The following is a 12,831-nucleotide window of genomic DNA, read 5'->3' as shown; positions in this document are numbered from 1 at the left end:
TATAGGGGGGTGGCTACCTGCCGGTACGAGCGCCTGGCGGCGGTGCTTCGCCGGAGCCGTACGGGCATGGGCCGGTTCGGCACCGCCGGTCACCTCCGGTGGGGGTTGCGCGCCGTACCGGTGGGTTCGAGAGGTCCTGGCCTCTCGAACCCACCGGTACGGCATGGGCGGCTGTTACGCCTCCGAAGCCCGCGCAGCGATGTCCGTGCGGTGGTGGGAGCCCGGGAGGTGGATGCGGGATACCGCCTCGTACGCGCGCGTGCGGGCCGTTCCGAGGTCCTGGCCCGTGGCCGTCACCGACAGGACGCGGCCGCCCGCGCTGACCACGCGGCCCTCCGCGTCGTGGGCCGTGCCCGCGTGCAGGACGTAGGCGTCGCCGAGCTCCGCGGCCTCCGCCAGGCCCTCGATGACGTCACCCGTGCGCGGGGTGCCCGGGTAGTTGTGCGAGGCGACGACGACCGTGACGGCGGCGCCGTCGCTCCAGCGCAGCGGGGGCAGCGATGCGAGCGTGCCCGTGGCGGCGGCGTGCAGCAGCCCGGCCAGGGGCGTCTTCAGGCGGGCGAGGACGACCTGCGTCTCGGGGTCGCCGAAGCGGGCGTTGAACTCGATCACACGGACGCCGCGCGAGGTGATCGCGAGACCGGCGTAGAGCAGGCCGGAGAAGGGCGTGCCGCGGCGGCGCAGCTCGTCGACGGTGGGCTGCAGGACCGTCTGCAGGACCTCGTCCACCAGCTTGGGGTCGGCCCAGGGCAGCGGCGAGTACGCGCCCATGCCGCCGGTGTTCGGCCCCTCGTCGCCGTCGAGGGCGCGCTTGAAGTCCTGGGCGGGCTGGAGGGGGACGACAGTCTCGCCGTCGGTGACGGCGAAGAGGGAGACCTCGGGGCCGTCCAGGAACTCCTCGATCACGACGCGGCCGCAGGCCAGCGCGTGCTCGCGGGCGGCGGCCAGGTCGCCGGTGACGACGACGCCCTTGCCGGCGGCCAGGCCGTCGTCCTTGACGACGTACGGCGCGCCGAAGGCGTCGAGCGCGGCGTCGATCTCTTCGGGCGTGGTGCAGACGTAGGCGCGGGCCGTGGGGACGCCGGCCGCGGCCATGACGTCCTTGGCGAACGCCTTGGAGCCCTCCAGCTCCGCGGCCTGCGCCGAGGGCCCGAAGACAGGAAAGCCCCGCTCGCGCAGGGCGTCTGCGACGCCCGCGACCAGCGGGGCTTCGGGGCCGACCACCACCAGGTCCGCGCCCAGGGACGCGGCGAGGCCGGCGACGGCCGTGCCGTCGAGGGCGTCCACCTGGTGCACCTCGGCGACCTCGGCGATCCCGGCATTGCCGGGGGCGCAGTGCAGCGCGGTGACGTCGGGATCGAGGGAGAGTGAGCGGCACAGGGCGTGTTCGCGGGCGCCGCCGCCGATGACGAGGACCTTCACACCGGTCACCCTATTGCCTCGTCGACTGATCGCTTTCCAGGGTCGGCATGACGACTCGCGGAAACGTCACTGCAGCGGCCCCGTACGGCCGCGGGACGGGCGGCGAACAGCGGGCCCGCCCCGGCCACCCACTCTTTCGGGTGATGCCGAACCGCGGCTTATACCGGATTCGTCTGCGCTTACGGGCGGAAAAGCAGCGATCTTGTCTCCAAGACCGACCGTTCGGCGGTAGGAAGGGGGCTCGCGATCCGCATGCGGCAGAGGGAGTGCACGGGTGAGCCAGCCGGAGATGCAGCCCGAAGGGCTCCCCCGCGAGCAGAGTGGGAGGCACCGTGGCGACCTGCGCGGCCGCACCTTCCCGCTCGGCGACTGGGGGGAACCGGCGGAGCGTCTCGATGAGCTGTACCGCTGGGTGGAGAACGGTGCCCTGTACCTGGTCGACTGGTATCTGGCGGACCGGGCGTGGAAACGCCGGTGGGCACGGGCGCTGCGCATCGGCGCCGCGGCCTGCGCGGTGGTGGGCTCGGCCCTGCCGCTGCTCCAGCTGACGAACGTCGTCCGCACCGGCTGCGCCTGGGGCTTCCTGGTGCTGCTCGGTTCGGTGGCCTGTGTCGCCTGTGACCGCTACTTCGGCCTGACGTCGGGCTGGATGCGGGCCGTGGCCACGGCGCAGGCCGTGCAGCGGCGGCTGGAGGCGCTGCAGTTCGACTGGGCGTCGGAGTGCGTCCGCGAGGTGCTCGGCCCGACCGAGGGCACGGCCAGCGAGGCGGCCGAGCGCTGTCTGAGCGTGCTGCGGCGCTTCTCCGAGGACGTGTCCGAGCTCGTACGGGCGGAGACGGCCGACTGGATGGTGGAGTTCCGGGCGGGGCCGACGCCGCTGCTCACGCAGTCGCTGGTGTCGTGGGGCCCGCGGGGCGAGGGCGGCGGCCCGCTGCCGCGCTTCCCGCTGCCTCCGGGCACCCGGCCGAACATGCCGCGGCAGCGGCCCCCGGAGTCCCCGCGCTGAATCCGGCCCCGCACCGAATCCGCCCCCGCACCGGGTTCGGCTCCACGCCGCACCCGACCCGGGCGGCGTCCCGCACGACGCGGAGCCGGATCCGCGTCAACTGAAGACGATCATCGACCCCTGGCCCAGGCTGCGCGTCGCCGCGGCGTGCAGCCCCAGCCAGACGTGCCGCTCCCGGGCGAAGGGGCTGTCGTCCTGCGGCCCGGGCGCCGCCCGCTCCTCCAGCCCCGTGGGCCGTTCCGGCGCGGCCGGTGCGGCGGGCGGGTTGGCGGGGTCGATGCCCAGCGCCGGTGCCACGGCGTGCAGTTCGCGCAGCAGCCCCTGGCTGGAGCCCAAGGGGCCGCCGCCCTCCAGCAGTTCGTCGTTGGTCAGCGGGTGCGCGAAGTCCACCGGGACGTACGCGCCGGCGTGGTCGTAGTGCCACACCAGGTGGGACTGCTGCGCCGTCGCCTCGAACATCTCCAGCAACTGTTCGTAGTCCCCGCCCAGTTCGTCCACGGGCGTGACGGCGAGGCCGCAGAGGTTCAGCAGGTGGGCGCGGCGCAGGAAGTGCAGCGCGTCGTAGTCGAAGCCCGCTACGGGTGCGACGTCCCCCGAGAGCCCCGGCATGTAGCCGAAGACGGGGACGGGCGGCAGTCCGGCCTCGCCGAGCGCCTTGTCGTACGCGGCGATCTCCTCGGCGAAGGGGTTGTCGGGGCTGTGGCACAGCACGTCGACGAGGGGGACCAACCAGAGGTCACAGGCCACGTGAACTCACTCTCGTTCGCGACGGTGCAACGGCTTACGTGCGCACGGGCGTCCTGGCCGTCTGGGACCTGCCCGCTCACGCACACCGGCCGTCGATGCGATGGTCGAGCCAGCGTAGTGCCGCCGGGCCGGTTGTCATACCGGGCGGGAGGCCTCGATCAGCGCCAGGGAGTGCTGGTTGTACGCGGTGATGATGCGCTCGGCCTCGGCGGCGTTCTGCTGGGCCACGGCCTCGACCAGTTCGCCGTGGCCGTGCCACAGGCGCCCGCGGAGCGTGGGCATCCGGCGCAGCAGGGGGACGGTGAAGACCCAGCCCTGCACCCGGACCGTATTGAGGAAGTCGGATATGTACGGATTCCCCACGATTGCGGAGAGTTCGCGCCAGAACCGGAGGTCGTAGCCGATGAGGATGTCCAGATCGCCCGCGGCGGCGGCCCTGGAGGCCTCTTCGGCCCGGCGCCGCACGGAGGCCAGCGCGGCGGGCGTGACGGCGCGCAGCGCACGGTCGGGCGAGCGGCGGAAGATGCCCTCGACGATCAGGGAGCGGGCCTCGACCATGTCCCGGAAGTCGGCGTAGGTGAATTCGCGCACGCGGTAGCCCTTGTGCATCTCCACGCCGAGCAGGCCCTGCGCGCACAGGTCGAGCAGCGCCTCGCGCACGGGGGTCGCCGAGACGCCGTACTGCTCGGCGATCTCCTTGACCGTGAACTGGCGGCCGGCGGGGAGCCGCCCCGCTATGACCTCGTCGCGCAAGGCATCCGCGATCTGCTCGCGCAGCGTCGTGCGTCTGACAGCCTCGCTGCCCGGCATCGTTCTCCGTCTCCCCTTCCCTGGCCGCGCGCCATGTGCAGACGGCCCCGCAGAGGATATGCGAGGGCCGTCCCGGGCAATATGGCCGTGCGCACAGGAACGGGGCACGGTACCCCATGGGGTTCGTACCGTCACGAGTGGGCCGGGGCGGGCGGAGGAATTCCGAAGGCGGCTCCGGGGGGATTCCGTGGCCTTCCGGCCGCCTCAGACGGTGAAGCCGTCGGCGACCGTCAGCGCCTCGTCCAGGATCGCGAGGCCCTCCTTGGCCTCCTCCTCGGTGACGGTGCACGGCGGCACGACGTGGGTGCGGTTCATGTTCACGAACGGCCACAGGCCCGACTTCTTGCAGGCCGCGGCGAAGGCCCCCATGGGGGCGTTGGCCTCGCCGGCCGCGTTGTACGGCACCAGCGGCTCGCGCGTGGCCCGGTCCTTGACCAGTTCCACGGCCCAGAAGACGCCCATGCCGCGCACCTCGCCGACGCTCGGGTGGCGCTCGGCGAGCTCCCGCAGGCCGGGGCCGAGGACCTGCTCGCCGATCCGGGCGGCGTTCTCCACGATGCCCTCCTCGGCCATCGCGTTGATCGTCGCCACGGCGGAGGCACAGGCGAGCGGGTGGCCGGAGTAGGTGAGCCCGCCGGGGTAGGGCCGCTCGTCGAACGTCGCGGCGATCTCCGCGGAGATCGCGACGCCGCCCAGGGGCACGTAGCCGGAGTTGACGCCCTTGGCGAAGGTCAGCAGGTCGGGGATGACGCCGAAGTGATCGGCGGCGAACCAGCGGCCCGTGCGCCCGAAGCCCGCCATGACCTCGTCGAGGACGAACACGATCCCGTAACGGTCGCAGATCTCGCGGACGCCCGCGAGGTAGCCGGGCGGCGGGACCATGATCCCGGCCGTGCCGGGCACGGTCTCCAGGACGATCGCGGCGACGGTGGCCGGGCCCTCGAAGACGATCGTGTTCTCCAGGTGGGCCAGGGCGCGCTCGCACTCCTGCTGCTCGCTGCCGGAGTGGAACGGCGAGCGGTAGAGGAACGGCGCCCAGAAGTGCACCACGCCGGCCGAGGCGGTGTCGGAGGGCCAGCGGCGCGGGTCGCCGGTGAGGTTGATCGCGGCGGCGGTGGCGCCGTGGTACGAGCGGTAGGCGCTCAGCACCTTGGGCCGGCCGGTGTGCAGGCGGGCCATCCGGACGGCGTTCTCGACGGCCTCGGCACCGCCGTTGGTGAAGAAGATCTTGTCGAGGTCGCCGGGGGTGCGCTCGGCGACGAGGCGGGCGGCCTCGGAGCGCACGTCCACCGCGAAGCCCGGGGCGATCGTGCACATCCGCGCCGCCTGCTCCTGGATCGCGGCGACGACCTTGGGGTGCTGGTGACCGATGTTGGTGTTGACCAGCTGGCAGGAGAAGTCCAGGTAGCGGTTGCCGTCGTAGTCCCAGAAGTAGGAGCCTTCGGCGCCCGCCACGGCCAGCGGGTCGATGAGGCCCTGCGCGGACCAGGAGTGGAAGACGTGCGCGCGGTCGGCGGCCTTGACTGCGGCGCCGGCTGCGGGGTCGGCGGTGGGGTGCTGCGTGCTCACGGTCGTTACCTCGGATCGGTCCGGGAGGTGCCCCTGCGGTGGACAACGGCCAGCGTAGGCAGGCCCGGTCCGGCCCGACACCGGCACTGTGTATGGCTCTTGCCACGCCCGGCGACACACTGCCGGGCCGCCCGCCGAGCCGCGACGGCGGCGCACCGGCGGTCCGCCACGCCGCAACGACCAGGGAAATGCGCAAATTCCGCGAATGGTACGAGCCGCATGCTACGGTCATTTTCCGTTGCAGTTATGGACCCAGTCATATGCGCGCCTGAAGGTCTGCGACCTTCAGGCGCCGCTGTGTTTTGCGGGCCTGCGGTCCGAAGGGCCTTACCGCGACGCGTAATTCCGCGGTGCCCGGAATTCCGGCACCGCCGCCATCGAGGAGATCATCTTGGCTACCGGCATCGTGAAGTGGTTCAACTCGGAGAAGGGATTCGGGTTCATCGCCCAGGACGGGGGCGGCGCCGACGTCTTCGCCCACTACTCGAACATCGCAACTCAGGGCTTCCGGGAACTGCAGGAGGGCCAGAAGGTCACCTTCGACGTCACCCAGGGCCAGAAGGGCCCTCAGGCGGAGAACATCATTCCGGCCTGACGCCCTCCCAGTCACCGCCCGGACGCCGGGCGGTGCGGACCGGGGCCACGTACTTTCCGAGTGCGGGGTCCCGGTTCTTTGTGCTCCCGCTATTCTCCGCAAGGAAACACGGGGGACACGGAGGACCTGCGCATGGACAGCCTGAGGCCAGAGGATCCACGCACACTCGGCGCGTACCGGCTGCTCGGGCGGCTCGGCGCGGGTGGCATGGGCCGGGTCTACCTCGCCCGCTCCGACCGGGGCCGTACGGTCGCGGTCAAGCTCGTCCACCCCGAGCTCGCCGGCCAGGAGGAGTTCCGCCGGCGCTTCCGCCAGGAGGTGCACAGCGCCCGCCAGGTCGGCGGCGAATGGACCGCCTCCGTCCTCGACGCGGACACCGAGGCGCAGACCCCCTGGGTCGCCACCGGCTACATTGCCGGGCCCTCCCTGCGCCAGGTCGTCGACCGGGACTTCGGGCCGCTGCCCGAGCGCTCCGTGCGCATCCTCGGCGCCGGCCTCGCGCGCGCCCTGCAGGCCGTCCACGCCGCCGGCATCGTCCACCGCGACCTCAAGCCGTCCAACGTGCTGATCACCCTCGACGGCCCGCGCGTCATCGACTTCGGCATCGCCCGCGCCATGGAGACCGTCGCCGAAGGCGGCGGCCTCACCCGCACCGGCGCGACCGTCGGCTCCCCCGGCTTCATGTCGCCCGAGCAGGTGCGCGGCGGCCGGATCACGCCCGCCAGCGACGTCTTCTGCCTCGGCTCCGTGCTGGCCTACGCGGCCACCGGCCGGATGCCCTTCGGCACGGCGGACAGCGGCGTCCACGCCCTCATGTTCCGGATCGCGGAGGAGGAGCCGGACCTGACCGGGGTGCCGGCCGCGCTGCGCCCGCTGATCACGTCGTTCCTCGCCAAGGACCCGCAGGAGCGGCCGACGCCCGCGCAGGTCCTGGAGGTCACCGGCGCCGAGGAGCTGCTCGGCGACCTGCGGTCCGCCGAACCCTGGCTGCCGGGCGGGCTCGTCGCCCAGCTCGGGCGGCACGCCGTCCAGCTGCTGGACGTGGAGGAGCCCGTGCGGGCCCCGGAGCACGAGGAGCCCGGGCACGCGCCCACGGCGATATCCCCGGCGGGAGCACCGGCCGCCCTGCCGCCCGCGCGGCAGGACCCGCCGACCGTCACGGCCGGCAGCCCGCTACCCCCGCCGTCGCAGCCCGCGCAGCCCCTGCCCGCGCCCGCCCCCTACGGCTATCCGCAGGCGCACCCGTACGGCCACGGCCACGCCCCCGGGCACGCCCCGGGCCCCTACGACTCGGGCACCTACGTCACCGGGCCCGTCCCCTACGGGCCGCCCGCGCAGCGCCGCTCGCGCACACCCGTCGTCCTCGCCGCCGTGGTGGCCGCCGGCCTGATCGCCGGAGGAGGCGTCGTCCTCCTCCTCAAGCAGCAGGACTCCGCCAAGGACAACGCCGGCAGCAGCACCCCCGCGCACTCGGCCGCCCCGGGCACGAGTGCACCGTCCGCGCCGTCCACGGGCGGCTCCACCCCCGCGCCCGCCACCAGCCCGGCCCCGGGCGACGACAGCACCGGCGCGGCAACGGGACCCCAGGCGTTCCTGGGCACCTGGCAGTCCGGCTTCGGCAGCGGCGCGCGCACCAACAGCCGGACCATCACCATCGCGCGGGGCGCCATCGTCACCGTCACCATCCACGGCAGCGGCGTCCTCGACGACGGCACCTCCTACTCCTGCCAGTGGCGCACGACCGCGACCGGCGGCGGCACCGGCGGGAACCCCCTGCGCCTCGGCCCGTCCAGCGTCACCCGGGCCAACCCCACCTCCGCCTGCCAGCCCGGCTCCGCCTCGGACCTGGTGCTGCTCCCGGACGGGGGGATGCGGCGCGACTTCGTCGACTCGGGCACGAAAGATGCGTCACTGGTCTACCGGAAGACCGGCTGATACCCGAAGATCGCCTGAACGCGGCGGCAGGCCTGAAAAGGCCGGCGCCCCGGTGGCCGTGAGCCACCGGGGCGCCGTGCACGCGCGCGTGCTGCTTCCTTGAGAAGCGGACGGTCTACGAAAGGAACGAGTTGATCTCGATCGTCTCGTCGCGGCCCGGGCCGACGCCGATCGCGGAGATCGGCGCGCCCGACATCTCCTCGAGCGCCTTCACGTACGCCTGGGCGTTCTTCGGCAGCTCCGAGAAGGTCTTGGCCTTGGAGATGTCCTCGGTCCAGCCCGGCAGCATCTCGTAGATCGGCTTCGCGTGGTGGAAGTCGCTCTGGCTGTAGGGCAGCTCCTCGACGCGCTTGCCGTCGATCTCGTAGGCGACGCAGACCGGGATCTGCTCCCAGCCGGTGAGCACGTCGAGCTTGGTGAGGAAGAAGTCCGTCAGGCCGTTGACGCGGGTGGCGTAGCGGGCGATGACCGCGTCGAACCAGCCGCAGCGGCGGTCACGGCCGGTGGTCACACCGCGCTCGCCGCCGATGGTGCGCAGCGCCTCGCCGTCCTTGTCGAACAGCTCCGTCGGGAACGGACCGGCGCCGACGCGCGTGGTGTAGGCCTTCAGGATGCCGATCACGCGGTTGATCTTCGTCGGGCCCACGCCCGCACCCGTGCAGGCGCCGCCCGCGGTCGGGTTCGAGGAGGTGACGAAGGGGTACGTGCCGTGGTCGACGTCGAGCAGGGTGCCCTGGCCGCCCTCGAAGAGGACGACCTTGCCCTCGTCGATGGCGTTGTTCAGGATCAGCGTCGTGTCGGCGACGAAGGGCTTGATCTGCTCGGCGTAGCCCAGCAGCTCGTCGACGATCTTGGCGGCGTCGATCGCGCGGCGGTTGTAGAGCTTCGCCAGGATCTGGTTCTTGAAGTCGAGGGCAGCCTCGACCTTCTGCTCCAGGATCGACTCGTCGTAGAGGTCCTGGACGCGGATGCCCACGCGGTTGATCTTGTCCGCGTAGGTCGGGCCGATGCCGCGGCCGGTGGTGCCGATCTTCCGCTTGCCGAGGAAGCGTTCCGTCACCTTGTCGACCGTCGTGTGGTACGGCGTGATCAGGTGCGCGTTACCGCTGAGCAGCAGCTTGGACGTGTCGACGCCGCGCTCGTTCAGCCCGCTCAGCTCGGAGAGCAGGACCGCCGGGTCGACGACCACACCGTTGCCGATGACCGGGGTACACCCCGGCGAGAGGATCCCGGAAGGGAGGAGGTGCAGTGCGTATTTCTGGTCGCCGACGACCACCGTGTGGCCGGCGTTGTTGCCACCTTGGTAGCGCACCACATAGTCCACGGATCCACCGAGGAGGTCGGTGGCCTTTCCCTTGCCCTCGTCACCCCACTGAGCACCGAGCAGCACAAGTGCGGGCACAGGCGTACACCCCTTCCGGGCGGGGCATGTCCAACGTGCGTGGTGGTGTCACCCCGCTTGCTCAGGGCGTACACCACCGCTAGAGCCGTCGAACCGGTGCCCCGGATAGACGAAGCCCCTGGCGCAACAGCGACAGGGGCTCTTGCACCGAGAGATTACCGAATATTTCGCTCGGGGGACGAACAGAAAGACCCAGGGCCCCGGGTCGCGACCGGGGGCCCGGGGGTCGTGCCCCGGGAAAAACAGCACCTGAGGAAGGACCGAGGTGTCGGCTCCAGACCCCAGCGAGCAGGCTCTGCTCGTGGTCATCGACCCGGTCGCACGCCGCGTGGACGGCGAGTCCGTACGGATCGCGAGGGACGTGCTCCGCGGCGGCGCAGCGACCAAAATCTGTCTGCCGGACGGGCCCGAGGAGGTCGAGCGCGCCCTGGCCCGGCGCGGCCGGCGGCGGCCGGTCGTCATCGGCGACGACAGCGCCCTGCTGCACGTGGTGAGCGTCCTGCAGCGCCGCCGCGAGCTGGCCGACATACCGGTGTCCGTGGTCCCCGTGGGGCCCCTGCCGGCCGTCTCCCTGGCCCGGACGCTCGGGGTGCCCCTGGGGCCCGTCGCCGCCGCCCGGGCCGTCCTGGACGGCACTGAGCGGCGTCTGGACGTACTGGTGGACGAGGCCGGGGGTGTCGTTCTCGGCGGGCTGTGGATCCCGGGCGGCTACGGACCCGGCGGCGAGACGGACGTGCCGGCGGGGGTGACTGGGCCGAACGGGTCCGCGGAGGCCGGCGAGGGCGGTGCGACGGCCGTGGAGCCCGTGGACGCCGGCCCCGGCCCGGGTTGCGCCACCGCGGAAAGCGTGGTCGGCGGAGGTGGCGAAAGTCACCAGCCGTGGTGGTCCCCCGCCGCGCGCACGGCCCGCTCCGCGCTCACCCTGCTGACCGGTCCGGCGGCCGCGGGGCGCGTCCCGCTGCCCGGCTGCACCCGGCTGCGGATCGAGGCCGACGGGGTGCTCGTCACCGACCTCGACCAGCCGGTCACCCGCGTCTCCCTGGCGGCCGCGGACGGCGGCCTGGCGGAACTCGCCGTCCACACCCACGACGCCGACCGCCCCCGGCGCCAGCGCGCCCGCCGCATCACGGTCTCCGGCCCGGCCTTCCGCTACCGGGCGGACAACACCCTCACGGGCCCGGTCCGCAGGCGGACGTGGACGGTGCACGCGGAGGGGTGGCGGCTGGTGCTGCCCCGGGGATAGGACCGGCGCCGCCCCGGGAGGGCGGGGCCGGCAGGGGCGGGCCCGACGGGCCGGGCGGCGGTCAGCCGCCCGGTGTAACCAGGCCCGCCTCGTAGGCGAAGACCGCAGCCTGCGTGCGGTCGCGCAGGCCGAGCTTCACCAGGATGCGGCTGACGTGCGTCTTGACCGTCGACTCGGCGACGACGAGGTGCTCGGCGATCTCCGAGTTGGAGCGCCCCTGCGCGACCAGCACGAGCACCTCCGTCTCCCGCTCGGTCAGCTCCCCGACCCGCTCCTGCGTGGGCGGCTTGGGCGCGCCCAGCCGGGAGAACTCCTGGATGAGGCGCTTGGTGACCGTCGGCGCCAGCAGCGCCTCCCCCGCGGCCACCACCCGCACGCCGTCCGCGAGCTGCCGCGCCGAGGCGTCCTTGAGCAGGAAGCCGCTCGCCCCGGCCCGCAGCGCCTGGTAGACGTACTCGTCCAGGTCGAACGTGGTCAGCACCAGCACCTTCGCGTCCGCGTCGGCGGCGATGATCTCCCGGGTGGCCTCCAGTCCGTTGAGGACGGGCATCCGGATGTCCATCAGGACGACGTCGGGGCGCAGAGTGGCGACCTTTTCCACAGCCTGCCTGCCGTCGACGGCCTCGCCGACGACCTCGATGTCCGGCATGGCGTTCAGCAGGACGGAGAAGCCCTCGCGGACCATCATCTGATCGTCCACGATCATCACGCGGATGGTCATGCGGCGGCCTCGCCCGCGGAGGTCTGCTCGCCCGGAGCGACCGGAAGGAAGACCGCGACCTCGTAGCCGCCCTCGTCCGTCGCCTCCGCGGTCATCCCGCCGCTGAGCATCGCGACGCGCTCGCGCATCCCGAGGACGCCGTGGCCGGCGCCGGGCGACGGCTTGGCCAGCCGGTTCGGCGCGCCGTTGACCACGCGCAGGCCCAGCCCGCCGAGGACGTAGCTGACCTCGACCCGCGCCTCGGCGCCCGGCGCATGGCGCAGGACGTTGCTGAGCGCCTCCTGGACGATCCGGTACGCCGACAGCTCCACGCCCTGCGGCAGCGGCCGCACGGCGCCCGTCGTCACGTGCTCGACGGACAGACCCGCGGAGCGGACGTTCTCGATCAGGCCCGGGAGCGCTTCGAGCGTGGGCTGCGGGGCCTCCGGGTCGGCGAACGCGTCGGGGTTCTCCGAGCGCACGACGCCGAGGACCCGGCGCAGCTCGGTCAGCGCCGCCACGGCGTTCTCCCGGATCGTCTGGAACGCGGCCGCGAGCTCGGGCGGGGTGTCCTGGACCCGGTACGGGGCGGCCTCGGCCTGGATGGCGACGACCGACATGTGGTGCGCCACGACGTCGTGCAGCTCCCGGGCGATGGTCGTGCGCTCCTCCAGCACGGTGCGGCGCGAGCGCTCGACCTCGGTGACGGCCACCTGGACGGCGACCTGCTGCTTGGTCTCGCGCAGGCCGCGGACCGCCGCGACGGCGAAGAGCAGCACCCCGGAGAGCAGCATCATCTGGAACATCTCGCTGCTGAAGGAGTAGTAGTACGGGCGGAAGGCCTGGAGGAAGACCCCGATGAACACCCCCGCCGCCCCGGTCAGCAGCCACATCTCGGCCGCCACGCGGGGGCGGGTCCGCAGCGTGACGACCATCATCACGAAGAGGTGGCAGAAGAGCGTCGCCGGGCTCCGGTCGAACGCGCCGCCCAGCGTTCCGGCGAAGAGGAGGGCCCCGGCGGACAGCCACCAGGCACCGACCGGCCGGAAGAGCGTCATGAGCATCGGCACGCCGACGAGCAGCGCCTCGACCATCCCGAACAGGCCGCTCTCGCGGGCGAACGTGGCGAGCATGACCAGGCCGGTGAAGGCCGCGAGAGCGGCGTGCGGGAACCACCGGGTGTACCGGGCCGCCCGGCGGGGCAGCAGCCGGACCAGCCGGTGGTCCGCGGCGAGCGGCGGCAGCGGCCGGAAGGCGAAGGCGTCGTGGAAGAGGTCCTCGCGGAGCCGGTCGAGGGCGCCCCTCGCTATGCGCATCTCACTGCGCAGGCGGGGCTCATAGGTGTCGGTCACACCATCAACGGTAGGCAACGGCGATTCGTAGGACGTCCCCATGAATGGGG

11 protein-coding genes are annotated in these 12,831 nt (G+C 72.8%); 4 read left to right on the top strand and 7 right to left on the bottom strand.

The features are described from left to right. Positions 1-174 precede the first annotated feature (174 nt). Positions 175-1,422, bottom strand: a complete 1,248-nt coding sequence (gene purD / locus AS857_RS35160) for a phosphoribosylamine--glycine ligase (protein WP_058047575.1) — start codon at positions 1,420-1,422, stop codon at positions 175-177. A 274-nt stretch (positions 1,423-1,696) separates the two neighbouring features. Between purD and AS857_RS35155 the strand changes: the two genes are divergently transcribed. Beyond that, the gene (locus AS857_RS35155) at positions 1,697-2,428 is read left to right on the top strand and encodes an SLATT domain-containing protein (protein WP_030367034.1); all 732 of its coding nucleotides are present in this window, start codon (positions 1,697-1,699) and stop codon (positions 2,426-2,428) included. 96 nt (positions 2,429-2,524) lie between these two features. On the opposite strand, the gene AS857_RS35150 is transcribed toward AS857_RS35155, so the two are convergent. The 3 genes from AS857_RS35150 to AS857_RS35140 all read right to left on the bottom strand — a co-directional run bounded on the left by AS857_RS35150 (position 2,525) and on the right by AS857_RS35140 (position 5,554). Further along, positions 2,525-3,175: a hypothetical protein gene (locus tag AS857_RS35150; RefSeq protein WP_058047523.1), complete on the bottom strand. Its 651-nt coding sequence runs from the start codon at positions 3,173-3,175 to the stop codon at positions 2,525-2,527. A gap of 135 nt (positions 3,176-3,310) precedes the next feature. After that, entirely contained in the window at positions 3,311-3,985 is a 675-nt protein-coding gene (locus tag AS857_RS35145) for a GntR family transcriptional regulator (protein WP_058047522.1), read from the bottom strand. A 204-nt stretch (positions 3,986-4,189) separates the two neighbouring features. Further along, positions 4,190-5,554 carry an aspartate aminotransferase family protein gene (locus tag AS857_RS35140; RefSeq protein ID WP_058047521.1) on the bottom strand — a complete coding sequence of 455 codons (1,365 nt, stop codon included), beginning with the start codon at positions 5,552-5,554 and terminating at the stop codon, positions 4,190-4,192. A 391-nt stretch (positions 5,555-5,945) separates the two neighbouring features. Here AS857_RS35140 and AS857_RS35135 point away from each other — a divergent pair, with 391 nt between their 5' ends. Both AS857_RS35135 and AS857_RS35130 read left to right on the top strand, forming a co-directional pair. Then, entirely contained in the window at positions 5,946-6,149 is a 204-nt protein-coding gene (locus tag AS857_RS35135) for a cold-shock protein (protein WP_030367030.1), read from the top strand. Between the two features lie 132 nt (positions 6,150-6,281). Further along, complete coding sequence (locus tag AS857_RS35130) at positions 6,282-8,084, top strand: serine/threonine-protein kinase (protein WP_058047520.1); 1,803 nt, start codon at positions 6,282-6,284, stop codon at positions 8,082-8,084. A 115-nt stretch (positions 8,085-8,199) separates the two neighbouring features. Here the strand turns inward: AS857_RS35130 and AS857_RS35125 are convergent, their stop codons facing one another. Then, entirely contained in the window at positions 8,200-9,486 is a 1,287-nt protein-coding gene (locus tag AS857_RS35125; protein ID WP_058047519.1) for an adenylosuccinate synthase, read from the bottom strand. Positions 9,487-9,751: 265 nt separating this feature from the next. Here AS857_RS35125 and AS857_RS35120 point away from each other — a divergent pair, with 265 nt between their 5' ends. Next, positions 9,752-10,729, top strand: coding sequence for a diacylglycerol kinase family protein (locus tag AS857_RS35120; RefSeq protein WP_079110938.1), 978 nt, complete (start codon positions 9,752-9,754; stop codon positions 10,727-10,729). Positions 10,730-10,790: 61 nt separating this feature from the next. Here the strand turns inward: AS857_RS35120 and AS857_RS35115 are convergent, their stop codons facing one another. Both AS857_RS35115 and AS857_RS35110 read right to left on the bottom strand, forming a co-directional pair. Continuing rightward, entirely contained in the window at positions 10,791-11,450 is a 660-nt protein-coding gene (locus AS857_RS35115; RefSeq protein ID WP_058047518.1) for a response regulator, read from the bottom strand. Further along, positions 11,447-12,781: a sensor histidine kinase gene (locus AS857_RS35110; RefSeq protein ID WP_420824006.1), complete on the bottom strand. Its 1,335-nt coding sequence runs from the start codon at positions 12,779-12,781 to the stop codon at positions 11,447-11,449. The genes AS857_RS35115 and AS857_RS35110 overlap by 4 nt, the downstream gene beginning before the upstream one ends. Positions 12,782-12,831: the final 50 nt, after the last annotated feature.

The sequence above is a fragment of the Streptomyces roseifaciens genome, assembly GCF_001445655.1.
GTDB classification, from domain to species: Bacteria; Actinomycetota; Actinomycetes; order Streptomycetales; family Streptomycetaceae; genus Streptomyces; species Streptomyces aureoversilis.
This window is presented reverse-complemented; position numbering and strand designations above follow the sequence as displayed.

What these genes read in the sequence shown, in the direction of transcription:
- AS857_RS35130 (WP_058047520.1), top strand. Translation starts at nt 6,282, where the DNA reads ATGGACAGCCTGAGGCCAGAGGATCCACGCACACTCGGCGCGTACCGG.
- AS857_RS35115 (WP_058047518.1), bottom strand. Translation starts at nt 11,450, where the DNA reads ATGACCATCCGCGTGATGATCGTGGACGATCAGATGATGGTCCGCGAG.
- AS857_RS35145 (WP_058047522.1), bottom strand. Translation starts at nt 3,985, where the DNA reads ATGCCGGGCAGCGAGGCTGTCAGACGCACGACGCTGCGCGAGCAGATC.